This is a genomic window from Streptosporangium sp. NPDC023963 (assembly GCF_040639135.1).
Classification (GTDB): Bacteria; Actinomycetota; Actinomycetes; order Streptosporangiales; family Streptosporangiaceae; genus Streptosporangium.
Genome location: NZ_JBEZZK010000001.1, coordinates 478,702 through 503,832 on the forward strand (window position 1 = coordinate 478,702; position 25,131 = coordinate 503,832).

At 72.2% G+C, this 25,131-nt stretch carries 24 protein-coding genes; 8 read left to right on the top strand and 16 right to left on the bottom strand.

Annotated elements, in window-relative coordinates; translation table 11 throughout:
- Window positions 1–16: 16 nt before the first annotated feature.
- The 6 genes from AB0F88_RS01965 to AB0F88_RS01990 form a co-directional block, all read right to left on the bottom strand.
- On the bottom strand, window positions 17–262 hold the full coding sequence (locus AB0F88_RS01965) for an acyl carrier protein (protein ID WP_362676339.1): 246 nt from the start codon (window positions 260–262) through the stop codon (window positions 17–19).
- 144 nt (window positions 263–406) lie between these two features.
- Window positions 407–1,276: an SAM-dependent methyltransferase gene (locus AB0F88_RS01970; RefSeq protein WP_362676340.1), complete on the bottom strand. Its 870-nt coding sequence runs from the start codon at window positions 1,274–1,276 to the stop codon at window positions 407–409.
- Window positions 1,273–2,439: an FAD-dependent monooxygenase gene (locus AB0F88_RS01975; RefSeq protein ID WP_362676342.1), complete on the bottom strand. Its 1,167-nt coding sequence runs from the start codon at window positions 2,437–2,439 to the stop codon at window positions 1,273–1,275. Before AB0F88_RS01975 ends, AB0F88_RS01970 begins: the two co-directional genes overlap by 4 nt.
- Window positions 2,436–2,858 (bottom strand): antibiotic biosynthesis monooxygenase family protein, encoded by a 423-nt coding sequence (locus tag AB0F88_RS01980; protein WP_362676344.1) that lies wholly within the window; start codon window positions 2,856–2,858, stop codon window positions 2,436–2,438. Before AB0F88_RS01980 ends, AB0F88_RS01975 begins: the two co-directional genes overlap by 4 nt.
- Window positions 2,855–3,601: an SDR family oxidoreductase gene (locus tag AB0F88_RS01985; RefSeq protein ID WP_362676346.1), complete on the bottom strand. Its 747-nt coding sequence runs from the start codon at window positions 3,599–3,601 to the stop codon at window positions 2,855–2,857. The genes AB0F88_RS01980 and AB0F88_RS01985 overlap by 4 nt, the downstream gene beginning before the upstream one ends.
- Window positions 3,598–3,951 (bottom strand): SchA/CurD-like domain-containing protein, encoded by a 354-nt coding sequence (locus AB0F88_RS01990; RefSeq protein WP_362676348.1) that lies wholly within the window; start codon window positions 3,949–3,951, stop codon window positions 3,598–3,600. Before AB0F88_RS01990 ends, AB0F88_RS01985 begins: the two co-directional genes overlap by 4 nt.
- A gap of 636 nt (window positions 3,952–4,587) precedes the next feature.
- On the opposite strand from AB0F88_RS01990, the gene AB0F88_RS01995 reads away from it, so the two are divergent.
- The 7 genes from AB0F88_RS01995 to AB0F88_RS02025 all read left to right on the top strand — a co-directional run bounded on the left by AB0F88_RS01995 (window position 4,588) and on the right by AB0F88_RS02025 (window position 11,988).
- Window positions 4,588–5,469 (top strand): histidine kinase, encoded by an 882-nt coding sequence (locus tag AB0F88_RS01995; RefSeq protein WP_362676350.1) that lies wholly within the window; start codon window positions 4,588–4,590, stop codon window positions 5,467–5,469.
- Window positions 5,448–6,122: a response regulator transcription factor gene (locus AB0F88_RS02000; RefSeq protein WP_362676352.1), complete on the top strand. Its 675-nt coding sequence runs from the start codon at window positions 5,448–5,450 to the stop codon at window positions 6,120–6,122. The genes AB0F88_RS01995 and AB0F88_RS02000 overlap by 22 nt, the downstream gene beginning before the upstream one ends.
- 217 nt (window positions 6,123–6,339) lie before the next feature.
- A complete protein-coding gene (locus tag AB0F88_RS02005) occupies window positions 6,340–6,678 on the top strand; it encodes a TcmI family type II polyketide cyclase (RefSeq protein WP_362676354.1) in 339 nt (112 codons plus the stop codon).
- Complete coding sequence (locus AB0F88_RS02010; RefSeq protein WP_362676356.1) at window positions 6,675–8,360, top strand: acetyl-CoA carboxylase carboxyltransferase subunit alpha; 1,686 nt, start codon at window positions 6,675–6,677, stop codon at window positions 8,358–8,360. The genes AB0F88_RS02005 and AB0F88_RS02010 overlap by 4 nt, the downstream gene beginning before the upstream one ends.
- Window positions 8,353–8,943 (top strand): biotin/lipoyl-containing protein, encoded by a 591-nt coding sequence (locus AB0F88_RS02015; protein WP_362676358.1) that lies wholly within the window; start codon window positions 8,353–8,355, stop codon window positions 8,941–8,943. The genes AB0F88_RS02010 and AB0F88_RS02015 overlap by 8 nt, the downstream gene beginning before the upstream one ends.
- Entirely contained in the window at window positions 8,940–10,316 is a 1,377-nt protein-coding gene (locus AB0F88_RS02020; RefSeq protein ID WP_362676360.1) for an acetyl-CoA carboxylase biotin carboxylase subunit, read from the top strand. The genes AB0F88_RS02015 and AB0F88_RS02020 overlap by 4 nt, the downstream gene beginning before the upstream one ends.
- A gap of 43 nt (window positions 10,317–10,359) precedes the next feature.
- Entirely contained in the window at window positions 10,360–11,988 is a 1,629-nt protein-coding gene (locus tag AB0F88_RS02025) for a protein kinase (RefSeq protein WP_362676362.1), read from the top strand.
- On the opposite strand, the gene AB0F88_RS02030 is transcribed toward AB0F88_RS02025, so the two are convergent.
- The 3 genes from AB0F88_RS02030 to AB0F88_RS02040 are packed head-to-tail and all read right to left on the bottom strand — an operon-like array spanning window position 11,985 to window position 13,934.
- Window positions 11,985–12,914 carry an RluA family pseudouridine synthase gene (locus tag AB0F88_RS02030; protein ID WP_362676364.1) on the bottom strand — a complete coding sequence of 310 codons (930 nt, stop codon included), beginning with the start codon at window positions 12,912–12,914 and terminating at the stop codon, window positions 11,985–11,987. The two genes, AB0F88_RS02025 and AB0F88_RS02030, sit on opposite strands and share 4 nt — an antisense overlap.
- Window positions 12,907–13,551 (bottom strand): signal peptidase II, encoded by a 645-nt coding sequence (locus AB0F88_RS02035; RefSeq protein WP_362676366.1) that lies wholly within the window; start codon window positions 13,549–13,551, stop codon window positions 12,907–12,909. Before AB0F88_RS02035 ends, AB0F88_RS02030 begins: the two co-directional genes overlap by 8 nt.
- Window positions 13,515–13,934 carry a TraR/DksA C4-type zinc finger protein gene (locus tag AB0F88_RS02040; protein WP_362676368.1) on the bottom strand — a complete coding sequence of 140 codons (420 nt, stop codon included), beginning with the start codon at window positions 13,932–13,934 and terminating at the stop codon, window positions 13,515–13,517. The genes AB0F88_RS02035 and AB0F88_RS02040 overlap by 37 nt, the downstream gene beginning before the upstream one ends.
- Before the next feature lie 480 nt (window positions 13,935–14,414).
- Here AB0F88_RS02040 and ileS point away from each other — a divergent pair, with 480 nt between their 5' ends.
- Window positions 14,415–17,573, top strand: a complete 3,159-nt coding sequence (gene ileS, locus AB0F88_RS02045; RefSeq protein ID WP_362676370.1) for an isoleucine--tRNA ligase — start codon at window positions 14,415–14,417, stop codon at window positions 17,571–17,573.
- A gap of 238 nt (window positions 17,574–17,811) precedes the next feature.
- On the opposite strand, the gene AB0F88_RS02050 is transcribed toward ileS, so the two are convergent.
- The 7 genes from AB0F88_RS02050 to AB0F88_RS02080 form a co-directional block, all read right to left on the bottom strand.
- Window positions 17,812–20,049, bottom strand: coding sequence for a hypothetical protein (locus tag AB0F88_RS02050; RefSeq protein ID WP_362676372.1), 2,238 nt, complete (start codon window positions 20,047–20,049; stop codon window positions 17,812–17,814).
- Between the two features lie 42 nt (window positions 20,050–20,091).
- Window positions 20,092–20,949 (bottom strand): DivIVA domain-containing protein, encoded by an 858-nt coding sequence (locus AB0F88_RS02055; protein WP_350973933.1) that lies wholly within the window; start codon window positions 20,947–20,949, stop codon window positions 20,092–20,094.
- 49 nt (window positions 20,950–20,998) lie between these two features.
- A complete protein-coding gene (locus AB0F88_RS02060) occupies window positions 20,999–21,286 on the bottom strand; it encodes a YggT family protein (RefSeq protein WP_362676374.1) in 288 nt (95 codons plus the stop codon).
- Between the two features lie 82 nt (window positions 21,287–21,368).
- On the bottom strand, window positions 21,369–21,872 hold the full coding sequence (gene sepF, locus AB0F88_RS02065; RefSeq protein ID WP_329093101.1) for a cell division protein SepF: 504 nt from the start codon (window positions 21,870–21,872) through the stop codon (window positions 21,369–21,371).
- A 120-nt stretch (window positions 21,873–21,992) separates the two neighbouring features.
- Complete coding sequence (locus AB0F88_RS02070; RefSeq protein ID WP_362676376.1) at window positions 21,993–22,697, bottom strand: YggS family pyridoxal phosphate-dependent enzyme; 705 nt, start codon at window positions 22,695–22,697, stop codon at window positions 21,993–21,995.
- A gap of 90 nt (window positions 22,698–22,787) precedes the next feature.
- Entirely contained in the window at window positions 22,788–24,194 is a 1,407-nt protein-coding gene (gene ftsZ, locus AB0F88_RS02075) for a cell division protein FtsZ (RefSeq protein ID WP_362676378.1), read from the bottom strand.
- A 235-nt stretch (window positions 24,195–24,429) separates the two neighbouring features.
- Window positions 24,430–25,098, bottom strand: a complete 669-nt coding sequence (locus AB0F88_RS02080; protein ID WP_362676380.1) for an FtsQ-type POTRA domain-containing protein — start codon at window positions 25,096–25,098, stop codon at window positions 24,430–24,432.
- Between the last annotated feature and the right edge of the window lie 33 nt (window positions 25,099–25,131).

The window sequence follows — 25,131 nt, forward strand, 5'->3', positions numbered from 1 at the left end:
GATGTGCGTTCTCCCCTCAGGCGCCGGCCGCCGCCAGCCGCTCGGTCACGAGTTCTCTCATCAGGGACGGCGTGGCCTCGGCCGTCAGCTGTTCCTCCACGTCCACCCCGAACCGGTCCTGGATCCGGGTGGCGATCTCCACCCGGGCCAGCGAGTCGAGGTCCAGCTCGTCGAAGCTGCGCTCCAGGGCGTCGTCCCCGGTGGCGGGGTCCAGGCCCACGGCGAGCAGCAGTTCGCGCACGTTCTCGTCGGTGAATGGCATCGTCGTTTCCTGTCGTCGGTCGGTGTCACAAAAGTGCGGGTCGGTGTCCCCGAGGCGCGGGACGCTGTCTCCGAGGCGCCTGCCGGTCGTCTCGGGAGGCTCAGGACGCTGTCTCCGAGGCGCCTGCCGGTCGTCTCGGAAGGCTCAGGCCGGTGTCCCCGGGTGCCGGCCGTCGTCGCGCACGGCGTCGACGAGCCAGATCCGGGCCGCGCCGACCGCCCGCGGGTCCGCCATCGCGGGAACGGGACGGCCCAGCTCTCGCGCGAGGTCGGCCTGGTGGGTCACCGAGGCGCGCCAGCCGTACCCGGCGAGCCACGCCCGCGGGTCCTCCACGGCCGACCGCCAGGCGGCCTGGGTGGAGGCGAGCCTGCTCACGGCGGGCCGCATCTGCGGCAGCTCGACGTACGCCCGGTTGACGTGCTCGACGGCGAGCCTGCTGCCGGGGGACGACAGCTCGGAGACCCGGCCGAGGACGCGCGCGCCGTCTCCCGGCGTGAGATACATCAGCACGCCCTCGATCAGCCAGGCGATCGGCTCGTCCGGGTCGAGGCCCGCGGCCAGCAGCGGCGCCGGCCAGTCCTCGCGCAGGTCGGCGGGGACGACCGTACGGTCGCAGGCGGGCTGGGCCCCCTGGTCGGCCAGCGCCTTCTCCTTGAAGGAGATCAGGTCCGGCAGGTCGACCTCGAACAGGCGGGTGCCCTCGGGCCATTCCAGCCGGAACGCGCGGGTGTCCAGGCCCGCGGCGAGCAGGACCACCTGCCGCGCTCCCGCCGACACGGCCTCGCGCAACCGGTCGTCGAAGAAGCGGGTGCGCAGGACGAAGTGCTCCCCTGCGCGGCGGCCCGCCTCGCTGATCCCGGCGATCCGCCCCGCGGCGTCGGCGAGCGGACCCGCCAGCGGGTCGCCGAAGAGCCGGTCGGTCCGCGCGCTCTCGGCCTCCCTGGCCTGGGCGATCACCACCGCGGTGCGGCTCACGCCGGTGGGCAGGCCGGGTTCTCCGGTGGGTCGGGTCATTCCTCGCTCCTGTCGCCGATGAAGTCGATGGCCATGGTGAGCTCGTAGGTCTTGCGGTAGACCAGCCGGTCGAAGGTCAGGCGCATGAACGCGTCGCGCGCCGCGCAGGCGACCGGGTGCCGCCAGCGGGTGAGCTCGCCGTTGACCCGTGACCGCCGGACCATCCGGGTGGTGCGGTCCACCCGCCGGGCCTCGTAGGCGGCCAGTGCCCGCGGCACGTCACCGCCGGCGAGCTCGCCGGCCAGCACGAGGGCGTCCTCGATCGCCTGGCCCGCGCCCTGGCCGAGGTTGAACGTCATGGGGTGTGCCGCGTCCCCCAGCAGCGTCACCGGGCCGTGGCTCCAGCGCCGCAGCGGGGGCCGGTCGAAGATGTGCACCGGGGTGACGTCGTCCGCCCCGGTGGCCGCGATCAGGCCGGGGATCGGGTCGGGCCAGCCGGCGAACTCCGCGGCCAGCATGTCGAGGGCGCCCACTCCGAGCCTCGGGGCGACCCGGTCGCCGAGCACCCCGTCCCAGTAGACGTGGTCGTCGGCGAGCCGGTAGCAGACGAACCACCGGCCGCGGCCCCACGTGCTGAGGAAGGTGTTCGCGGGCACCCCCGAACCCGGCAGCCGGATCACTCCCTGGAAGGCGGTGAACCCGGCGTAGCGGGGCGGCGGGTCTCCGGGGAGCAGCGCGGCGCGTACGGCCGAGCGCAGCCCGTCCGCGCCGACGAGCAGGTCCGCCCGCTCCTCGCGGCCGTCGCCGAACCGGGCCACGACGCGGTCGCCCGTCACGGTGAGGCCGGTGAACCGGGAGCCCGTCACGAGGTCGCCCCCCACCTGACCGGCGAGGAGGGCGTGCAGCTCGGGGCGGCTGACGCTGTAGACGGGTGCGCCGAGGGGGCCGGCCATGCGCGCCATGGACCACTCCGCGATCCGGCGGCCGCGCGCGTCCCTGAACAGGTGCCGGTGCAACTCGTGCCCGGCCTTGCGGACCCCGGGCTCCAGCCCGAGCTCGCGCAGTGCCAGCACGGCGTTGTGCCAGAGCACCAGCCCGTGTCCGGCCTGTGCCGCGCGCAGCCCTGGAGCGCGTTCGTGCACGCTGACCTCGGCTCCCGCGGCCCGCAGCGCCAGCGCCGCGGCCAGCCCGCCGATGCCGCCCCCGACGACGACCACCCTCACGCGGGGCCCCGCACGACGGCCTCCGCGGAGGGCTGCCCGGAAAGCTCCGCGGAGGGCTCCGCTCCGGGCGGGGTGTCCGCCTCCTCGCTCTCCGGGGTCTCATCGCCCACCGGCGCGCCCGCCGCCGTCTCCGCCCGGACCAGGAAGCGCAGGGAGCGGGCCTCGGTCATGCACTCCCGCATCGGCCGGACGAGCTCGCGGTGCTCCTCGGTGGCCTCCCAGGCGAGGAAGTCCGCCGGCCGGCGCCACTCGCTGGTGATCAGCCACTGCTCGGGGTCGGTGAGCGACTGGCAGACCTGGTCCTTGAGGTGCCCGGGTACGCCGCCGGACACCCGGTACCGGATCTTCTCGTAGGCGGCCAGGAAGTCCTCCTGCCGCTCGGCGGGCACCCTGACCAGGAAGACGATCCGGGCCCTCACCGGGGGCCTCCCACACCGGGCGGTGGTCCGCCGAGTTCGGATTTGAACTCGAACCTGCCCAGCACCGGCACGCTGCTTCCGTACAGGCCGTCCGCGGCCTCGCTGGTCAGGAAGGCCACGACGTTGGCGACCAGGTCCGGGGTGACGGTGTGGTCGAAGTTCATCCCCGGGCGTTCCCGGCGCTTGTCCGGGGTGTCCGCCATGGTCATCACGACCGTGTTGGCGTGGATGCCGCTTCGCTTCACCTCGTGCGCGATGGAGCGCACCCAGGCGACCAGGGCCGCCTTCGCGGCGGCGTACGCCGACAGCGCGGGCAGCGGCTCGTCCGCGAGCGGGGTGCTGAAGTAGACCAGCCGCGCCCCCTCGGTCAGGTGCGGCAGGACCGCCTGGGTGGCGGTGACGGCCGACAGGAAGTTGTCGCGCAGCATCTGCTCGTAGACGCCGGTGTCCATCAGGAACAGCGGCCCGGCCCGGAAGCCGCCGACCATGTGGACCAGGCCGTCGAGCCGGCCGAAGCGCCTGACCGCCTCCTCGGCGGCCAGCCGGGCGCCCTCGGGGTCGGAGACGTCCGCGGCCAGCGTCTCGATCCGCCCCGCGACGCCGTGCCGCCGCTCCAGCAGGGCGAGGCGGTCCTTGTCGCGGCCGGTGAGCAGCAGCCGGTCCCCCCGGGCGCCGAGCAGTTCGATCACGGCCTCGGCGAGCTGCCCGGTCGCCCCGGTGATCAGGAAGACGGGGGCGGTCATCGGACCGGCTCCGCGACCCGGGTGGTCACGTGGTCCATCAGCGCCGACAGGAAGAAGGATCGCGCGCCCTCGGGGCTGCTCATGTCGCGCGGGACCGCGAGGTAGGCGTCCAGCTCGCGTTCCAGCCTCTGGATGCCCGGCTGCCGGGACAGGTGGGCCATCACGCTCGGCAGGTTGCCGTCGATCTCGATGACACGGATGACCGTGGTGTCCTTCATGAAGATCGAGGTGCTCAGCAGCCGGGTTCCGTCGGGGGTCTCCCACTCGGGGGGAGCGTAACTCGACAGCAGTTCCCGCACCGCCGCCTCCGCACCGGGCCTGATCTGGAAGGTGATCGCGTAGCGCTGCATCGGGCTTCCTTGGGTCGGGGGCGGCCGTCCGCCGCCTTCTGGGATCAGCCTGTTCGCGAGGGGCCGGGCTGTCTTCCGCCACGTGGCCGAACCTGCGCTCCCCCGGCGGTGGGGTCCTCTCCGCCACGGGCGGGAGCCCGCCGCTCCTCACCGGCGGTCCCCGGCCTCCGCCCGGGCGAAACAGAATCACATTCGCCCAAGCAGCCGGTTGCCTTACGCCTGATTAATTGAATTGCGGACATCGCAATTCACAAATATTTCACTCGTGTATCAAGCGTCCACAGATAACATGATTTATCCTGTTGGACCTTAGGAATCCCTGAGCCGCTTCTGTGAGAACCCATAGAACGGTCGGGCGACACAGGCGCTGGTGGTAAGCGCTGACGGGAGGCTGTTAAGTCCTTCGACGTGCCATCCCAAGGGCTCCGGCGGGCGTCCGGCAGGCGTCCTCAATAGCCAAAGAATAGAATCTTAATGAAGTCTGTGACAGCCCATATGATTTGCTTGATATAGTCACTTTTTCTGACTACGCTCACCTTTCATGGGGGAACGACGGGGCAAAACAACCCAAGAATGCAAGCACCTCTCATGTCTAGCGAGTAGCCGATCTCAGCGGATCCCAACGGGGTGGGTTCGATGAGCACCTTCCTCGGCTATCTCGTCTCAGAGCTGAGCTGGACCGACCTGCTGTGCTCGACGGTGGCGGCGCTCCTGGCCGTCGTGTCGTTCACACTCGGCACCCGCCGGCACACCAAGTCCATGCTGGCCAGGAGCGAGAGCGCCGCCACACTGCGCGAACGGCGCCGGATCGCCCGCAACCTGCACGACGGGGTGGGACACGGCCTGACCGTCATCGCCCTCCAGGCCCGGCGGCTGACCGGCTCACCGGCGACGGCCCACCACGTGGCCCAGATCATCGAGGAGACGGTCCAGGCGACCCTGGCCGACCTGCGAGGGACCCTGACCGACCTGCGGCACGAGCCGCCTCCCCCGAGGGGGCGGCGCGACCTCCCCCCGGGGGACCCGGTGGACCCGGGGGACCCGGGGGAGGAGCCGCGGCGCCACGACGACGGCGCGCTCCTGTCGGCCAGGCTGACCGAGCTCGCCGGGCGCTTTCCCTTTCCCGACCTGGCCGTACGGCTGCGCAACGTCGCCGCCGAACGCCACGTACCGCCCGAGGTCGCCCGGACGGCGTTCCGCGTCGCCCAGGAGGCGCTGACGAACGCGCTCAAGCACAACGCCGGCCCGGTCCACCTGGAGGTCTGCTTCGGCGAGAAGCTGAGCGTCTCGGTGGTCAACGAGACGCACGCCCTCGGGGTGATGGCGGTGGCCATGCCCCTTCCCCGCAGGCAGGGCGGCGGCACGGGACTGCGGGGCCTGTCGGAACGCGTCGCCGAGCAGGGAGGTCACCTGGAGTCAGGACCGCTGACCGGGGGCGGATTCGTCACCCGGGCCGTCATTCCGGTGACTCCCGCCATCTTCAGAGAGGACGAGCCATGCGGAAGATCCGCGTCCTGATCGCCGACGACCAGCCGCTGATCCGCAGCGGCCTGCACGCCATCTTCGACGGGGTGCCGGACATCGTGGTGGTCGGGGAGGCGCGGCACGGGGTACAGGCGGTGCAGTCGGTCAAGACCCTCCGCCCGGACGTCGTGCTGATGGACATCAACATGCCGCGCATGGACGGCATCACCGCCACCAGGGAGATCTGCAAGCTGGGTGCCGCCTACCCCGCGAAGGTCGTCATCCTGACCATCTACGACCAGGACGAGCACGTCTTCGAGGCGCTGCGCAGCGGTGCCAGCGGCTTCATCCTCAAGCACACGCCCACCGACCGGCTGGTGGACGCCGTGCGCGAGGTCGCCGAGGGCGACGCCCTGCTGTCGCCCTCGGTGACGCGCAAGCTCATCGACGAGTTCGCCAGGCGCCCGGTGCTCTCGGCCGCGCCGACCGCCGTGCTCGACCAGCTCACCGAGCGGGAGCGCGAGGTGTTCCAGCTGCTCGTACGGGGATACGGCAACGACGAGATCGCACGCGCGCTCGTACTCGGCGACAGCACGATCAAGTCGCACGTCCAGCATCTCTACCAGAAGCTCGGCGTGCGCGACCGGGTGCAGATCGTGATCTTCGCGTACGAGAACGGCCTGGTCGCGGCCACTCCCCGGGGCTGACGCGGCTCCGGTGCGCGAAGGCGGCCCCGTCTCCCCCGCGGGACGGCGGCCACCTCGCGTCCGGCCCGCCTCCACGAACACGGGCCGGCTCCCCTCGGGGAAGGAGACGGTCCCCTCCCCGGAGGAGCCCCGGGTTCACGCCGGCGGCGGGCGACACCGGCCGGGCCGGGTTCCTACGGTGAGACGGACCCGATCGACCGGCCACCGAGGAGTGCCCGTGCCCGACCAGATCCTGATCGTCGCCCGCCTCAGTCCCGGCGGTTCCGGCGAGGTCTCCCGCCTCTTCGGCGAGTCCGACGCCGGCGAGCTCCCCCGCGCGCTCGGGGTGACGCGCCGCGACCTGTTCCTCTACCGGGACCTCTACTTCCACCACGTCGAGTTCGAGGGCTCCGCCGCCGAGGCGATGGCGCTCGCCCGCGGGCGGGAGGACTTCCGGCGGCTGAGCGAGGACCTCGACCCGCACGTCAGGCCGTACGACCCGGACACCTGGCGCGGCCCCGCCGACGCGATGGCGCGGCGGTTCTACCACTGGACTCCCGAGGAGCGCGCCCTGTGACGATCTCACCCGCCGCGCCGGCCACCGCGCCCGGAACGTGGGCGCGCTGCCCCGGCTGCGCCGCCATCGTGTACGCCCCCCGCCTGGCCCGTAGCCAGAGTGTCTGCCCCGAGTGCGGTCACCATCACCGGCTGAACGCCGTCGAGCGGCTGCGCACCCTGGTGGACGACGGCTCCTTCCGCGCCGCCCCGCAGGTGCGCGGCGGCGACCCGCTGGGCTTCACCGACTCCCGGCCCTACACCGAGCGCCTGGCCCGGGCGCGCGGGCGCACCGGCCTGGACGACGCCGTCCTCCACGGCACCGCCACCGTCGGCGGCCACCGCGTGGTCGTCGCCGTCATGGACTTCTCCTTTCTCGGCGGCAGCATGGGTTCGGCGGTCGGCGAGGCCGTCACCCGCGCCTGCGAGCAGGCGCTGGACGAGCGCGTCCCGCTGGTCCTGGCCATCGCCTCCGGCGGCGCCCGCATGCAGGAGGGCGTCCTGTCCCTGATGCAGATGGGCAAGACCGCCCAGGCGATGCGGCGCCTGCGGCGAGCGGGCGTGTTCAGCGTCTGCGTGCTGACCGACCCCACCTTCGGCGGGGTCACCGCCTCGTTCGCCACCCTCGGGGACGTGCTGATCGCCGAGCGCGGCGCGCTCGTCGGCTTCGCCGGGCCGCGCGTCATCGCCTCGGCGACCCGGGAGAAGCTCCCCCGGGGCTTCCAGAGCGCCGAGTACCTCGCCGGGCGCGGCATGCTCGACCGGGTCGAGCCCCGCGACGGCCTGCGTCCCCTGCTCGCCCGGCTGCTGTCCACGACCTGCCGGACCGGGGACGGACACGCCCAGGATCCGCCCCCCGGCGGGCCCGCGGCGGTGATCCGCGACCCGGGTGAGCTGTCCGGCGTGCTGACCGCCCAGGAGACCGTGCGGCTGGCCCGCGACACCCGGCGCCCGACCGCCCTCGACTACATCTGGCACCTGTTCTCGGACTTCGTGGAGCTGCACGGGGACCGCACGCACGGCGACGATCCGGCGATCGTCGGCGGCACCGGCCTGATCGACGGGACGCCCGTGATGGTCGTCGGCCACCAGAAGGGCCACGACACCTCGGAGCTGGTCGCCAGGAACTTCGGCCTCGCCCACCCCGAGGGGTACCGCAAGGCGCTGCGGCTGATGTCGCTGGCCGACCGGCTCGGCCTGCCGGTGGTGACCCTCGTCGACACCCAGGGCGCCGCCCCGGGCGTCGGAGCCGAGGAACGCGGACAGTCCTGGGCGATCGCCGAGTGCCTCGCCGGCATGTCGGAGCTGTCGGTCCCGGTGGTCGCGACCGTGGTCGGCGAGGGCGGCAGCGGCGGGGCGCTGGCCCTGGCGGTCGCCAACCGGGTGCTGATGCTGCGCCACGCCGTCTACTCGGTGATCAGCCCGGAGAGCTGCTCGACGATCCTGTACGGCGACCCCTCGCACGCTCCCGAGCTGGCCGAGTCCCTGCGGATCACCGCGCCGGAGCTGCTGCGGCTCGGCGTCGTCGACGGGGTCGTGCCCGAACCGCGCGGCGGCGCGCAGGAGGATCCGGCGGCGGCGATGGACGCGCTCAAGGCGGCCGTCCTGGAGTCGCTGCGCGAGCTGTCCGGGCTGAGCGGCGACGAGCTGCGCAAGCATCGCCACGAGCGGTTCCGCGGGCTGGGAGTGATCGAAGGTGGATGAGCGGACCGCCGGCAGACCGGCCCCCAAGGCCACCGGGAGACCGGCCCCCGACGCCACCGGGAGACCGGCTCCCGATACCCCGGGGAGATCCGCCCCCGAGGAGGACGCGCACGCGGCGATGCGGCTGCTGCGCGAGGAGGTCGGCAACCTCGTCAAGACCGTTCCCGGCCCGGTGGCGGCCATCTCCCTGCGCCTGGGCGAGTGCGCCCTGGAGGTGACCTGGGCCTTCCCGCAGCCCGCCGCGCCGGACCTGCGGCCCGTCGCCGTGGCCGCCGCCGATCAGGCCGCGCGACCGGCGGAGACCGGCCCCCTCGACGAGGCGCGGGAGCACTCCTCCTCGCACGCGGTGACCGCCCCCCTGGTCGGCACCTTCTACGTCGCCGCCGAGCCGGGGGCCCCGCCCTTCGTACAGCCGGGCGACCGGGTGGACGCCGGCCAGACGATCGGCATCGTCGAGGCCATGAAGCTGATGAACCCGGTCGCCGCCGGGCACGCGGGCGAGGTCGTCGAGGTGGTCGCGGGCAACGGCGAGCCGGTGGAGTACGGGCAGGTCCTGGTACGGCTGCGGACGGACGACGCATGAGTTTCGCGAGGATACTCATCGCCAACCGGGGCGAGATCGCGCTGCGCGTGGCCAGGACCTGCCGCGAGATGGGCATCGAGACCGTCGCCGTGTACTCCACCGCCGACCGCGACGCCCGGTTCACGGCCTACGCCGACAGGGCCGTCCACATCGGCCCGCCCCCGGCCCGGCGCAGCTACCTCTCCGTGCCCGCCGTCATCGAGGCGGCCCTGCAGACCGGGGCGGAGGCGATCCACCCGGGCTACGGCTTCCTGTCGGAGGACGCCGACTTCGCCAGGATCTGCGCGGACAACGGGATCACCTTCATCGGTCCCACTCCCGAGGTCATGGAGTGCGTCGGCGACAAGGCGCGGGTGCGCTCCCTGATGGCCGAGGCCGGGCTGCCCGTCCTGCCCGGCAGCGAGGGCTCCGTACCCTCGGCGGCCGAGGCCGAGCGGATCGGCGCCGAGATCGGCTATCCGGTCATCGTGAAGGCCGCCGCGGGCGGCGGCGGGCGGGGCATCGAGGTGGCGCGCGACCGGGCCGAACTGCGCGACGTCTACCGGCGCACCACCGCGTTCGCCCGGCAGATGTTCGGCAACGGCGACGTCTACCTCGAGCGGTTCGTGCCGGTGGCCCGCCACGTGGAGGTGCAACTGCTGGGAGACTCCGCCGGGACCGTCGTCCACCTGGGAGAGCGCGACTGCTCGCTGCAGCGGCGCAACCAGAAACTCGTCGAGGAGGCGCCCTCCCCCGGGCTGTCCGAGGAGGTGCGCGGGCGGCTCGGCGAGTACGCGGTGGCCGGGGCGCGGCACGTCGGCTACACCGGCGCGGGGACGATGGAGTTCCTGGTCGGCCCGGGCGGGGAAGCGACCTTCATGGAGATCAACGCCCGCATCCAGGTCGAGCACCCGGTCACCGAGATGCTCACCGGCGTCGACCTGGTCAGGGAGCAGATCCGGGTGGCCGCGGGAGAGCGCCTGCCCTTCACCCAGGAGCAGGTCCGCTTCACCGGCGCGGCCATCGAGTGCCGGGTGAACGCCGAGGACCCCGCCGCGGGGTTCCGCCCCGCCCCCGGCCGCCTGGCGGTCTTCCGCCCGCCCGGCGGGCCCGGTGTGCGGGTCGACTCCGGATTCACCCAGGGCGACGCGATACCGCCGGACTACGACTCGATGATCGCGAAACTGGTCGTCTGGGCGCCCACCCGGCAGGAGGCCGTCGCCAGGGCCGATCGCGCGCTCGCCGAGTTCGCCGTGGAGGGGCCGGGGGTGGCGACCACCATCCCGCTGCTGCGCGAGCTGCTCGCCCAGCCGCGGTTCGCCGCGGGCGAGCACAGCACCGGATTTGTGGACACGTTCATGAGCGAGCAGGGACATATACGCTGGTCTGCGTAAACTTTTCTGAATGCTGACGTAAATCCGGGGTACTCGCCACCACATGACCGATTCTCAGGGGATCATCGGAGCCCGCTACCGCCTGCTCGAACGCATCGGCCGAGGAGGCATGGGAACGGTCTGGCGAGCGCGCGACGAGGTCCTGGGCCGCGAGGTGGCGGTCAAGGAGGTCATCCCCTCCCCCGACCTCACCGATCCCGAACGCGAGGTCTTCACCGTACGGACCCTCAGGGAGGCCCGTGCCGCCGGGCGGATCGGCCACCCCGGGGTGGCGACGGTCTACGACGTGATCGAGGAGCAGGGGCGTCCCTGGATCGTCATGCAGCTGGTCGACTCCCGCACGCTCGGAGCGATGATCAGGGAGGACGGGCCGCTGCCGCCGATGCGGGTGGCGCGGATCGGGCTGGAGGTGCTGGGCGCGCTGCTCGCCGCCCACCACGCGGGCGTCCTGCACCGCGACGTGAAGCCGGACAACGTGCTGATCGCCGCGGACGGGCGGGCCGTGCTCACCGACTTCGGCATCGCCGTCCTGGAGGGCGACTCGTCGATCACCAGGACCGGTTCGCTCATCGGCACCCCGGCGTTCATCGCGCCGGAGCGGGCGAGCGGCGGGCCGGCCGAGTTCGCCTCCGACCTGTGGTCGCTCGGCGTGACGCTCTACGTGGCCGTCGAGGGACGCTCCCCCTTCGAGCGGGCTCACCCGCTGGCGACGCTCAGCGCCGTCATGCACCAGGAGCCGTCACCGATGCGGTTCGCCGGACCGCTCGCCCCGGTGATCCACGGCCTGCTTCACAAGGATCCGGCGCGGCGTATGGCCGCCCGCGAGGTGCAGATCCAGCTGACCTCGCTGGTGAACGGGACCGCGCCGCAGCCGACCATGCCCATCGAGATGCCCGTCGAGATGCCCGTCGAACCGCCGGTCGAGACGCGGGCCGCCGGATGGTCGACCGGGCCGTCCCCGGTGATCCCCGCGGTCGTCGCGGCCCCGGAGGGCGCTCCCACCACTCCGGCCGGGGTCGTGCCGCCTGTGCCGCCCATGCCGGCCGTGCCGCCGTCCGCACCGGCCTGGTCCGGGCCGGAGCCCGGGCCGGACACGGACCTCGCCTCCCCGAGGCGGCGGCGCCCGGCGATGGCCGCCCTGGTCGCGGCGGCCATCGCCGTCGCCGCGACCGCGGGCGGGATGGCGTGGGTCGCCGCCAACTCCCCGTCCCAGGGCCCCAAGGACCCCCCGGCCTCGTCGAGCGTGGCCCCCGACAAGAAGAAGCCCTCGGACGAGCCCGAGCAGGCGAAGGTGCCCGCGCGCAACGAGCCCGCGCGCAACGACGAGGGCGGGATCTCGGACCGCCCGGCCCCGGAGAGGCAGGGGAACGGCGACCCCGCCCCGCAGGACAGGCCGTCGGACGAACCGACGGACAAGCCGACGAGGAAACCGACCGACAAGCCGACGCAGGCGCCCCCGGACGAGCCCGAGGAGGACCCCGCCGACGAGGGGGAGAACGGCGAGCAGGACCAGGGCGGGGGGACCGGCGAGGGTCCGGGGCAGAACGACACGCCGGGCGAGAACCAGCAGGGTGACTCACCCGACCAGGTCGACCCCAACGCCGGGGCGGCCTCGCTCGAGACGGACACCGGAGGCGAGGGCGAGGCCGGGAGGGCCGGGGCGACCCGCTAGGACTCGGCGGCGACGATCGTCAGGGCGTTGGCCAGATCGTCGGGGTAGGCGGTGCTGAAGGAGACCCACTCGCCGGTGGAGGGGTGCTCGAAGGCCAGGGAGACCGCGTGCAGCCACTGCCGGCTCACCCCCAGGCGCGCGGCCAGGGTGGGGTCGGCCCCGTACAGCATGTCGCCGACGCACGGGTGGCGCAGCGCCGACATGTGGACCCGGATCTGGTGGGTGCGGCCCGTCTCCAGCTTGATGTCCAGCAGCGACGCCGCGCGGAACGCCTCGATCGTGTCGTAGTGGGTGACCGAGTCCTTGCCCCCGGACACGACCGCCCAGCGGCCGTCCCCGACGGGATGGCGGTCGATCGGCGCGTCCACGGTGCCGCGGTGCGGGTCGGGGTGGCCCTGGACCAGCGCGTGGTAGCGCTTGTCGACCGTGCGCTCCTTGAAGGCCCGCTTCAGGTGGGAGTAGGCGTGCTCGCTCTTGGCGACGACCATCGCGCCGGTGGTGTTGGCGTCCAGCCGGTGCACGATGCCCTGGCGCTCGGCCGCGCCGCTGGTGGCCACCCGGTGGCCGGTGCCCAGCAGGCCGCCGATCACGGTGGGCCCGGTCCAGCCGGTGGTCGGGTGGGCGGCCACGCCGATGGGCTTGTTGACGACGACGATGTCGTCGTCCTCGTACACGATGTGCATGCCCGGCACCGGCTCGGCCACCGGCATCGGCGTGGTGGGCGGCGGCGGGAGGGTGACCTCCAGCCACGCGCCGCCGTGGACCCGGTCGGACTTGATCGCGGTCGAACCGTCCACCAGCACGTCGCCGGCGACGATCAGCTCGGCCGCGCGCGTGCGGGAGAGGCCGAACAGGCGTGACAGGGCGGCGTCGAGGCGCTCGCCCTCCAGCCCGTCGGGGACGGGGAGGCTTCGCCGGTCAGCCATCGTTGTTCTCCTTGCTTTCCTTCGTGTCCTTCGTGGTCTTCGCGGCTCCCGTGTCGCGCGTGCCGTCGATCTGGTAACCCCGCCAGGCGAGGAGGACCGCCAGGATGCCGCCGCAGACGATCGCCGAGTCGGCGATGTTCCAGACCGGGAAGCGACCGGGGAAGGTCTCGATGAAGTCGACCACGTGCCCCTGGAGCGGCGAGGGCCTGCCGGGGCCGAAGCCCGAGGGCCAGCGGAAGATCCGGTCGGTGAGGTTGCCGAGCGCCCCGCCGAGCAGCAGGCTCAGCGTGATCGCCCAGGGCAGGCTGCGCAGGTTGCGCGCGGTGCGCAGGATCGCCACCACGACGGCGGCCGCGACACAGGTGAAGATGATCGTCATCCCGGTGCCGAGACTGAAGGCGGCCCCCGAGTTGAAGATCACCCGGAACTGGAGGAGGTCCGGGATGACCACGAACGGTTCCCTGCCCTCCAGGGTCCTCAGCACGAGGGTCTTCGTGGCGAGGTCGAGGGCGTAGACGATGGGGACGATCGTCGCGAGCACGGCGATCCGCCGTCCGGGGAGCGGGGCGGCCGGAACCGCCCCCTCCTCGGTGTCGCCGGTCAGCGGCGCTCCTCCCGCTGCTTGCAGGCCACGCACAGCGTCGCCCTCGGAAACGCCTGAAGGCGCTCCTTTCCGATCGGCTGATGGCACGATTCGCACACTCCGTAGGTCCCCGCGTCGATCCGGGCGATCGCTCGCTCGTTCTGCGCGACCAGGTCGCGCGAGTTCAGGGTAAGGGCGATTTCGCGCTCGCGTTCATACGTCCGGGCTCCGGCGTCGGCCTGATCGTCTCCCGCACCGTCGGTGACGTCGCTCGACGCGATCTCCGTCTCGGCCTTGGCGATCTCCTCGGTGAGCTCGTGGATCTCCGTGGCCAGTTGCCCGCGGACCTCCTTGAGTTCCTCGGCCGACCAGGTGACGACGGCACCGTCCTGGGACGGCGCCACCGCGCTGTTGTCTGCGCGCACGGTCGCGGCCATGGCGGCCTCCTTGTTCGATGGACCGTCTCCGATGTGGTAAACGGTGCGGGCAGCTTAGGTCTCCCATAACAGAACGGCAAACGACCCGCCGCATTCTTTACCACTCACGTAACATCCGGTCGCTTCCCTCTGATTCCGCCCAGCGGACCTCAATACGGGGAAGCTTCCAGGGGGCGGGTGCGTTATCGTGTGAGCCTGCAAGGCGTTGATGGGGACAGCAACCTCCGCATCACCTCGCACGAGCGACCCGGGGACGGTGCGAGCCCGGGGCGAGGCGCGAAGGCACGATCACCCCGGAGCCGCCGGAAGAACGGCCGCGACGACCCGACCTCAGGCCCGCGGCGGCCCAGTAGACCCGGCAGCAGACCGAAGGAAGAGGGCCTTGCGTGCGCGCGAGGTCAAGGAGGGTGGTACCGCGGGGCCCCAACAGCCTCGTCCCTCCACGCCACAGCCGGTTCCAGCGTGGAGGTCCAGCCCATCATGTCCGCCTATTTCCGTTCCCTTCCTGCGCAGGTCGATCTTCCCGCGCTCGAGCACGAGGTGCTCGACCGGTGGCGGGACGGCAAGATCTTCGAGCGTTCGGTCGAGCAGAACGCCGGCGGCCCCAACTGGGTCTTCTACGAGGGTCCGCCCACCGCCAACGGCATGCCCGGCGTCCACCACGTCGAGGCCCGCGTCTTCAAGGACCTCTTCCCCCGCTACAAGTCGATGCGCGGCTTCAACGTGCCCCGCAAGGCGGGCTGGGACTGCCACGGCCTGCCCGTCGAGGTCGCCGTCGAGAAGGAACTCGGCCTCTCCGGCAAGAAGGAGATCGAGGCGTACGGCATCGCCGAGTTCAACGACAGGTGTCGCGAGTCCGTGCTGAAGCACGTGGACGCCTTCGAGGAGATGACCGAGCGGATGGGGTACTGGATCGACCTGTCCCAGGCCTACCGCACGATGGACCCGGCCTACGTGGAGTCCGTCTGGTGGTCGCTCAAGGTCATCTTCGACAAGGACCTGCTGTCCCGCGACTTCCGCATCACCCCGTACTGCCCCCGCTGCGGCACCGGCCTGTCCGACCACGAGCTGGGCCAGCCGGGCGGCTACGAGACCGTCACCAGCCCGTCGGTCTACGTCCGCATGCCCGCGACCTCGGGACCGCTCGCCGACCTCGGCGCCTCGCTGCTGATCTGGACCACCACGCCGTGGACCCTGGTCTCCAACACCGCCGTGGCCGTGCACCCCGACGTGACCTACGTCGCGGCCCGCCCCGCCGGGTCCGACGAGGTCCTGGTGGTGGCCGAGCCGCTGCTGGCCGCCGCGCTGGGCGAGGGCGCCGAGGTGCTGGCCGCATTCCAGGGCGCCGACCTGGAGCACACCACCTACACGCGGCCGTTCGAGCTGGTCGACATCCCCGGCGCGCACTACGTGGTGCTCGGCTACTACGTCACCACCGAGGACGGCACCGGCCTGGTCCACCAGGCGCCCGCCTTCGGCGCCGACGACATGACGACCTGTAAGCGGTACGGGCTGCCCGTGGTCAACCCGATCGGCCCCGACGGCCGGTTCCTCGACAGCGTGCCCCAGGTCGGCGGGCAGTTCTTCAAGGACGCCGACGAGGGGCTCACCGCCGACCTGCGCGAGCGCGGCCTGCTCTACCGGGGCAGCCACTTCGAGCACAGCTACCCGCACTGCTGGCGCTGCCACACCGCGCTGCTCTACTACGCCCTCCCCGCCTGGTACATCCGCACCACCGCGATCAAGGACCAGCTCCTCGCCGAGAACGAGAAGACCAGCTGGTACCCCGAGACGATCAAGTGGGGCCGGTTCGGCGAGTGGCTGCGCAACAACGTCGACTGGTCGCTGTCGCGCTCGCGCTACTGGGGCACCCCGCTGCCGCTGTGGATCTGCACGGCCGACGAGTCGCACGTCACCTGCGTGGGCTCGCTGGACGAGCTGGGCCGCCTGTCCGGCCAGGACGTCTCCGCGCTCGACCCGCACCGCCCCTACGTGGACGACGTCACGCTGCCCTGCCCCACCTGCGGCAACGAGGCGCGCCGGGTGCCCGACGTGATCGACGCCTGGTACGACTCCGGCTCGATGCCGTTCGCCCAGTGGGGCGCCCCGTACATGAACGAGGAGATGCTGGAGAAGGCCTACCCGGCGCAGTTCATCTGCGAGGCCACCGACCAGACCCGCGGCTGGTTCTACTCGCTGATGGCGGTCGGCACGCTCGTCTTCGGCAGGTCATCGTACGAGAACGTGCTCTGCCTCGGCCTCATCCTGGCCGAGGACGGCCGCAAGATGAGCAAGCACCTGGGCAACGTGCTCAAGCCGATGCCGCTGATGGACCAGCACGGCGCCGACGCGCTGCGCTGGTACATGGCCTGCTCGGGCTCGCCGTGGGCGGCCCGCAGGGTGGGACACGGCGCCCTGGAGGAGATCGTCCGCAAGGTCCTGCTCACCTACTGGAACACCACGTCGTTCTTCACCCTGTACGCCAACACCGAGTCCTGGTCGCCGTCCCGGCTCGCCGAGGCGCCCGCGTACGACGAGCGCCCGCTGATCGACCGGTGGGCCCTCGCCGAGCTGCACCGGACCGTGGCCGAGGTCACCGCGTCGCTGGACGTCTTCGACACCGCCCGCGTCGGGCGGCGCCTCGCCGAGTTCCTCGACGACCTGTCCAACTGGTACGTGCGGCGCTCCCGGCGCCGCTTCTGGACCGGTGACCCCGCGGCGTTCGCCACGCTGTACGAGTGCCTGGAGACCGTCACCCGGCTGATGGCACCGGTGGTGCCGTTCACCACCGACTACGTCTGGGACGTGCTCCGCGACGCGGACGCCCCCTCCTCGGTCCACCTGGCCACCTGGCCCGAGGTCGACGGCGAGCTGCTGGACCCGGAGCTGTCCGAGCGGATGGCGCTGGTCCGCCGCCTGGTGGAGCTGGGCCGTTCGGCCCGCGCCTCCAGCGGGGTCAAGACCCGCCAGCCGCTCGGCCGCGCCCTGGTCGGCGCCCCCGGCTGGGCCTCGCTCCCCCCGGAGCTGCGCGAGCTCATCGCCGACGAGCTCAACGTGAAGGACCTGGAGGACCTGTCCGGGATCGGGGCGGACCTGGTGTCCTTCACCGTGAAGCCCAACTTCCGGGCGCTGGGCAAGCGGTTCGGCTCGCAGACCAAGCTGGTCGCCTCGGCCGTCACCGCCGCCGACCCCGCCGAGCTCGCCCGCGCGCTCCGTACCGGCTCGCCGGTCTCGGTGGACGCGGCAGAGCTCGGCACCGTGGAGCTCGGCGCCGACGACGTGATCGTCACCGAGCAGCCCAGGTCCGGCTGGGCGGTGGAGGCCGGCGCCGGTGAGACCGTCGCCCTCGACCTGACCATCACCGACGAGCTGCGCCGCTCGGGCCTGATCCGCGACGTCATCCGCCTGCTCCAGGACACCCGCAAGTCCACCGGCCTGTCGATCACCGACCGGATCGACGTGTGGTGGTCCACCGGTGACGCCGACCTGGCCGAGGCTCTGCGGACCCAGGGCCAGGCGGTGGCCGACGAGGTCCTCGCCGTCTCCCTCACCGAGGGCGGCGCCGACGACCTCCCCGCCCACAGCGACGCCGAGCTGGGCCTGACCTTCCAGCTCCGCCGCACGACGACGACGGTCTGAACCGGTTCGAACGGGCCTGACCGTCAAGTCTGGTCAGGCCCGTTCAGGCGGGCCGGGGAAGGCCGATCAGACCCGTTCCAGCGGGCCGGGGAAGGCCGATGAGATCGAAAACGGCCGGGGTCGCGGGGATGTCTCCCCGCGACCCCGGCCGTCCTGGTTCACCACGATCCTGGTTCACCACGATGACGGGCCCGGTGCCCGGGTGGCTCGGAGGTGAGCGGCCCGAGGCCCGGCCGGTTCACGTCCGGCGGTCCTGCCGGCAGATCGGGCAGTTGCTCAGGCCGGCCTTCTCGGCCTCGGCCCGGGACATGGTCTCGACGCCGCTGCCGCCGATGCCGGCGCCCTTGACGAGGGGGCAGTCGGAATCGTGGAAGCGGCGGGTGCCGACGATGACCGTGACCGTCTCGCCGTCCGCCTCCCGCTCCCGGGGCGCGGGACGCGGCCGGTCCTTGACGGCGGGGACACCGCCGGGGGAGGTGTCGTCGCCCCGGTCATCGCCCTGGTCATGGGAGGCGTCACGGTCGGGGACGTCATAGTCGTCGTGGGAGGAGCCGGTGGCGGGTGCCCCGGCCACGGTGGCCTCGGGCGTCGCGCCGGCCGGGGCCGCCCCGGGGGACGGAGCGGGTTCCGCGGAGGTGGAGTCGGCCGCTACCTGCCGCCCGGCGCGCCCGGGTGCGGTCTCGGCCGGCTCCACCGGTTCGGGGGCGCCGCCCTCGGCGGTCGTCTCTCTCCCGGAACCCGAGGGCTCCGGGGAGGCGTCCCGCCCGGCGGCGGTCGTGGTCTCCGCTTCCGCCTCCGTGGAGGCCTCGCCTCCGGAGACGGCCCCGGCGCGGGCCTTCCCGCCTGCGGGACCGGGCTTCGCGGGCTCGGTCTTCGCGGACTCGGGCTTGGCCGAATCGCTTTCGGCGGCCTCGGCCTTCGCGGGCCTGGTCCTGGCGGGCCTGGTCGGCTCGGCCTCGGCATGCTCGGGCTCGGTGGACCCGGGCCTCGCGGACGCGACCCCGGGGGTGCCCGGCTCGGACTCGGGCGCCTCGGCCCGGCTCGCGGAGGCGGGCGTCCCGGAGGAGCCGGAGACGGCGGGCTCGCTCTCGGCGGGCCGGTCCGGACCGGAGGTGGCGGCCTTGGACCCGGCCTTCGCGGGCTCGGCCTGCGCGGAGTCGGTCTTCGCGGAGGTCTCCGTGCTCTCCTGCCCGGAGGCCTGCGCGACCACGTCGCGGCTGAACCAGCTGGTGGCCTCGGACGCGGCGTGCGGGATCTCGGGAACCCTCGGCAGCTGGATCGCCGGGCGGGTCGGCTGCTCCGCCGGGCGGGCCGGGGAGCTCGCGGCCTCCTGAGGCCGCCCCTGCGGCTCGGGAGACTGGACGTAGGGCCGGGCTACCGGGACGACGGGCTCCTGCGGGGAGCGCTGGGTCTCCTGGCGGGACGCGGCCTCCTGGCGGGACGCGGTGCTCTCGCGCCCGGTCGCGGAGGTTGCCGGCCCTGCGGGTGCGGCGTCGCGTCCGGCGGCCGGAGGCGCCGAGGACACCGAGGACGCCGGGGAGACCCGGGACGCCGGAGCCACTGGAGACTCAGCCCTGGTCTGCGAAGCCTCGAAGCGGGCCTGCGTGGCCTCGCCTCCGGGCCTCTGCGACTCGGACCGCTGAGCTTCGGACCGCTGAGCTTCGGGCCGCTGAGCTTCGGGCCGCTGGGACTCGGGCCGCGCTCCGGGAGCCTGCTGCCCGCCGGACGGGGCCGCGGATTGCACGGGGGGTTGCACGGGACGGTACGGGGAGGCGAAGCGGGCTGTGGCCTCCTGAGGGCCCGGCTCGCGAGCGTCGCCGGGGGAGCCGGACTCGTGGGAGACGCTCAGCGGCGCTTCGGGCTTGCGCGCCCCGGGAGAGGTCTCCCGCGGCTGGGGCCCGGAGCCGGCGTCGGCGGGCAGGCACGTGGTGCAGGGCGTGAAGCCCTCCTCCCGCGCCTCCTCGTAGGTGAGCTCCTCATGATCCCTGCCGGCCAGCTGGCGGCATCCCGCGACGTGGTAGCGCTTGCGGCCGGGGATGACCAGCACGATCGCCTCGGGGTCCAGGGCGCCCCGCCTCGCCGCGGCGGCGGTGGCCGGCCCGGCCACCGGACCGCGTCGCGGCTGGGTCGGGACGGCGGGCACCTGCGGCATCCCGTGCCGCACCATCATCTGCTGCGGCGCGGAGGGCTGGTTCGGCAGCTGGGCCTGCATGCCGTGCGGCCGGACCGGCATACCGTGCGGCGCGGGGAGTGGCCCGGCCGGCATCGGTCCCTTCGGGGGAAGGGGCTGAGAGGCCCCGGCGTCCCCGCCGGGGAACAACTCGTGGCGGCGCAACAACGCCCCGATCACCAGGAAGACTGCGGACAGCATGCTGACCGCGATCGACCATATGACCAGGAACGGCTTGGCCAGCACGAACCCCGCGATGAGCAGGACGATGGCCGTGAGTACCAAACCGGCGCTGATGAGGATCACAGAAAGACTCCCGGATGCGGGCCAAAGGGATGACCCGACACCTTAGCGGCGGTCGTTGTGAGGACCGTCAACGCCCTGGAAGGCGCCAGAATGCTGCGAGGGGTCGCCGCCGAACGGGTTGGGCGCGCTCTGGAGGGTCGGCTGACCGCCCTGAGCCACCGCGTGGGACATGGCCGGAGGCCCGCTCACGATCGGGAACCCGCCGCTGCCCTCGGCAGCCACGTTCAGCTCGGCAAGCTGGTTCTCCAGGTACAGCTTCAGACGGCTGCGATACTCGCGCTCGAAGCTGCGAAGCTCCTCGACCTTGCGCTCGAGCTCGTCGCGGGTCTGCACCAGGGAGCCCATGGCCTGACGGTGCCGCTCCTGCGCGTCGCGCTCCAGCGTCTCCGCTCGGGCACGCGCGTCACCGATGACCTGCTCGGCCTGGCGACGTGCCTTGCCGAGGATGTCGTCGGCCTCGCGGCGCGCCCGGGTCACCGTCTCGTCCGCCTCCCGGCGGGCGTCGGCGATGGCCTGGTCGGCGGTCTGCTGCGCGAGGGCGAGCACCCGGGCCGCGGTGTCCATGTTGTCCTCGGCCGGAGGCATTCCCATTCCGACGGGAACGGGCTGCTGATGCTGCACCGGCTCGGGAGCGCGCATCGGCTCCGGCTGCTGCATCATCATCTCGGGCTTGGGCTCGGCGATGGGGGCGGGCGCCATGGCCATGCCCATACCGCCGGGGACCTTGCCCCGCAGGCACTCCGCCAGCTTGGCGCGGAGCTCCTCGTTCTCCTGAATGAGACGGTCCAACTCGGACTCGACCTCATCGAGGAAGGCGTCTACCTCTTCCTCGTCGTAACCCGGCCTGAGTCGGGTCGTACTGAATTGCTTGTTCCGCACGTCGGCGGGCGTCAGCGGCATTTCGGTCTCCTTGGCGCGCTTGGAGTCTGTCCGGGGGGACGGTACCCGATCAACGAAGCGCGGACACGAGTTGGATCAAGACCAAGACCACAATGAACAGCACTGTGAAGCTTAGGTCAAAGGCCACCGTACCCAACCGGAGTGGTGGAATGAAACGGCGGAGGAACTTGAGAGGCGGATCGGTCACCGTGTACACGGCTTCCGCCAGCACCAGGACGATGCCGGTGGGGCGCCACTGACGTGCGAACGCCTGCACCGTCTCGAAGATCATTCTGCCGATCAGCAGGATGAGATAGATGGACAGGATGAAGACCAAGATCCCGCTAACGATCCCCACGGTCCGTACCCGCCTCCACTCCGCTCTGCCGTCCTCTGTCCTGTCGGGACCTGTCGGGCCGGTCACTGTTCATGGTGGAACTCTAGCTCTGGTTGAAGAATCCGCGTTCCGCGATTCGGGCCTTGTCCTCGGCGGTCACCTCAACATTGGCTGGGGACAACAGGAACACCTTGTTGGTAACACGTTCGATGCTGCCGTGTAGGCCAAAGACCAGACCTGCCGCGAAATCGACGAGCCGCTTGGCGTCGCTGTCAACCATCTCGGTCAGGTTCATGATGACGGGGGTGCCGTCACGGAAGTGCTCACCGATGGTCCGCGCCTCGTTGTACGTGCGAGGGTGGAGCGTGGTGATGCGCGCCAGATCGGTCGTACGGCGCTCCAGGAGGGCCGTCGCGGGCCTCGGAGCGGGCACACCGGGATCGGTGTCGTCCTGGAGGTCGTGGACCGTGCCAGGGCGTTCGTCACCCTCGCGGCGCGCGTCGTCGAACTCCTCGTACTCGTCGTCGGGGTAGCTGTCGTATCTCTCGTAGCGGTCGTCCTCAACAAGACCGAGGTAGACCGCCATCTTGCGCATCGCGCCGGCCATCGCTACTTCTTCCTCCGTCTTACTTCAGATGTGCCCGAGGGGCCAGCCCGACCGCCTTGAGCTCACCACCGTTCGACCGCTGTCCGGATACGCGGACGCCAAGGCCCACTTGAAGGGACATTACCTGACGAAGGGCTTCCTGCGACCGAGCAACGCCGTACCAACACGCAGGTGTGTCGCGCCGTTGGCGATAGCCTGGGATATGTCCCCGCTCATTCCCGCCGATATGACACCGGCGCCCGGGTGGGTCTTCTGGACCGACCGCGCGATCTCCCTCAGCCTCGCGAACGCCCCGCCCGCCTCCTCGCCCAGCGGCGCGACCGCCATCACCCCGCCCAGCTCCAGCCCCTCCGCCGCGGCGACGGCGTCGGCCAGGGCCTCCACCTCCCCGGGTCTCGCCCCGCCCCTGCCGGGATCGCCGTCGAGCGCGACCTGCACCAGGCAGGTGACCGGGCGTCCCGCCGCGAGCGCCTCCCTGCTGAGCGCGGTGACCAGGCGCGGGCGGTCGACCGAGTGGACGACGTCCGCGTAGCCGACCACCGAGCGGACCTTGTTGGTCTGCAGCTGGCCGACGAAGTGCCAGCGGAGACCGAGCCCGGCGCATTCGCGCGCCTTGGCGGCGGCCTCCTGGTCGCGGTTCTCCCCGACGTCGGTGATCCCGAGTTCGGCCAGGAACCGCACGTCGGAGGCGGGGTAGGTCTTGCTCACCGCGATGAGGGTCAGTTCCTCACGGCGACGGCCGGCGGCCCGGCAGGCTTCGGCGATCTCCGCCTCGACCCGGGCCAGCCCGGCCGCGATCTCGTCACGTCGTGTTGTTTCCGTCACATCTCCGCCGCTCGGACACTGGCAAACCGGCGGAGCCCATTCTTCCCGGCACGGCCGGGCGGTCCGGCACCGCCCCCACCGTGAGAGATGTCACTTCAGGAAGTCGGGGACGTCCAGCTCCTCTTCCTGCTCCTCGAAGATCACCGGCCGGCGCCGGGCGGGGTCGGCGGCCCTGGCGGAGATCGGCGTCGGCTGCGAGGGCTCGGGAGCCGGGCGCGGGATCGACAACGGCGGAGAGTGCGGCTCCTCCACGCGGTGCGGCTCGGCGTGCTCCGCCGAGGACTGCGCCTGCTGGACCGGGTAGATCTGCTGCGGCTGGGGCGCCGGCTCGGCCGGGGCGGGCTGCGGGCTGGAGACCGGCCGCATCGGCGGGGGCGGCGCGTGCTCGACCCTGGGCTCGGGGCGCGGTTCGGGGCGGGGCTCCGGACGGGGCTCGGCCTTGACCGTGGGCGCCAGCGGGCGGACCGGAGGGGTCGCCGAGGGCGGCTGGGCCGGCCGCGAGACGGACTGCGGGCGCGCGGCCGGCTGCGCGAGCGGCTTGGGCTCGGGAGCCGGCTCGTCGAACCCGGCCGCGATCACGGTGACGCGCACCTCGTCGCCGAGGGCGTCGTCGATGACCGTACCGAAGATGATGTTGGCGTCCGGCGCCGCGGCGGTGGAGACGAGCTGGGCCGCCTCGTTGATCTCGAACAGACCGAGGTCGGAGCCGCCGGCGATCGACAGCAGCACGCCGTGCGCGCCGTCGATGCTGGCCTCCAGCAGCGGGCTGGAGACGGCCATCTCGGCCGCCGCGACCGAGCGGTCGTCGCCGCGGGCGTGGCCGATGCCCATCAGGGCGGAGCCGGCCCCGGACATGACCGACTTCACGTCGGCGAAGTCGAGGTTGATCAGGCCGGGCGTGGTGATCAGGTCGGTGATGCCCTGGACACCGGAGAGCAGCACCTGGTCGGCCGCCTTGAAGGCGTCCAGCACGCTCACCTGCCGGTCGGAGATCGACAGCAGCCGGTCGTTCGGGATCACGATGAGGGTGTCGACCTCCTCGCGGAGGGTCTCGATGCCGGCGTCGGCCTGCATCGCCCTGCGCCGTCCCTCGAAGCTGAAGGGCCGGGTCACCACGCCGATGGTCAGCGCGCCCAGCGTGCGGGCGATGTTGGCCACCACCGGGGCGCCGCCGGTGCCCGTGCCGCCGCCCTCACCGGCCGTGACGAAAACCATGTCGGCCCCCTTGAGGACCTCCTCGATCTCCTCGCGGTGGTCCTCGGCCGCCTTGCGCCCGACTTCGGGGTTGGCTCCCGCGCCGAGGCCGCGGGTGAGTTCGCGCCCGACGTCGAGCTTGACGTCGGCGTCACTCATCAGCAGCGCCTGGGCGTCGGTATTGATGGCGATGAACTCGACGCCCTTGAGTCCCTCCTCGATCATCCGGTTGACGGCGTTGACTCCGCCTCCGCCGATTCCTACAACCTTGATGACCGCGAGGTAGTTCTGCGGTGCTGCCACGACGAGGGGCCTTTCCGCTCGTTGACTTGCAATTTCATGCGGCACGGGGCCCGTGCCGTCGTTTCCAAAACCCTCACCCTCAAGTTGAGATTTAGCTTTATGTCAACCTGAGGAGTGATACGGACAGTAGGAGTTGCGCTCCTGGCGGGTCAACTAACCGCGCCGCAGCGCGTCCAGCGTGTCGCGGGCCGCCCTTTTCCGGGAACGCTCCGGGAACGCCCGCCATCCGATGAGATCACCTGACCGTCACGACGTCAGGCGAACTGACGTCATAGGTGTCGGCCGGGCGCTTGAGCAGCGTAACAAGGATCCGCGCCTTGTCGGCGGGACGGTCACCGCCGCCCCACACGATCGCGCGGCCGTCCTTGAGGCGCAGCGAGACCGTCTCCGCCGACGGCGCGAGCACCTCCGCGACCTTGCGGGCGAGATTCTCCGGCAGCGCGGTGATGACGGTGAGCGCCGCCGCGGTCGCCGGATCCGCCGGGCCGGGGCGCGACACCCGCAGCACCGGCAGCGCCGGGGGCGCGACGTCCTTGACCTCGGTGACCATCCCGTGGCGGTCCATCAGCGCGGACCTCTCACCGACCGGCACCACCGCGACCGGCTCGCGCTCCACGACCTCGACGCGCAGGGTGGCCGGCCAGCCGCGGCTGACCGTCACCGACTCGACCTGCGGGATCCTGCCGACCCTGCCCTCGACCTCGGCCACGTCGACGGTGGCCAAAGGCGTGTCCGCGGCCACCTGCGCCGCCCGCCGGATCTGCTCGGCGGACAGGCCCGCGTTGCCGACCACCTGGATGTCCCGCACCCCGAGCACCGGGGAGAAGAACACCAGCCACGCGGCGATGCCCACCACCCCCACGGTGAGCAGGGCCAGGAAGGCCGACCGCCAGACCCCGTTCATCGCCACTCCCCCTCCGGCGACCCGCGCCCGCCG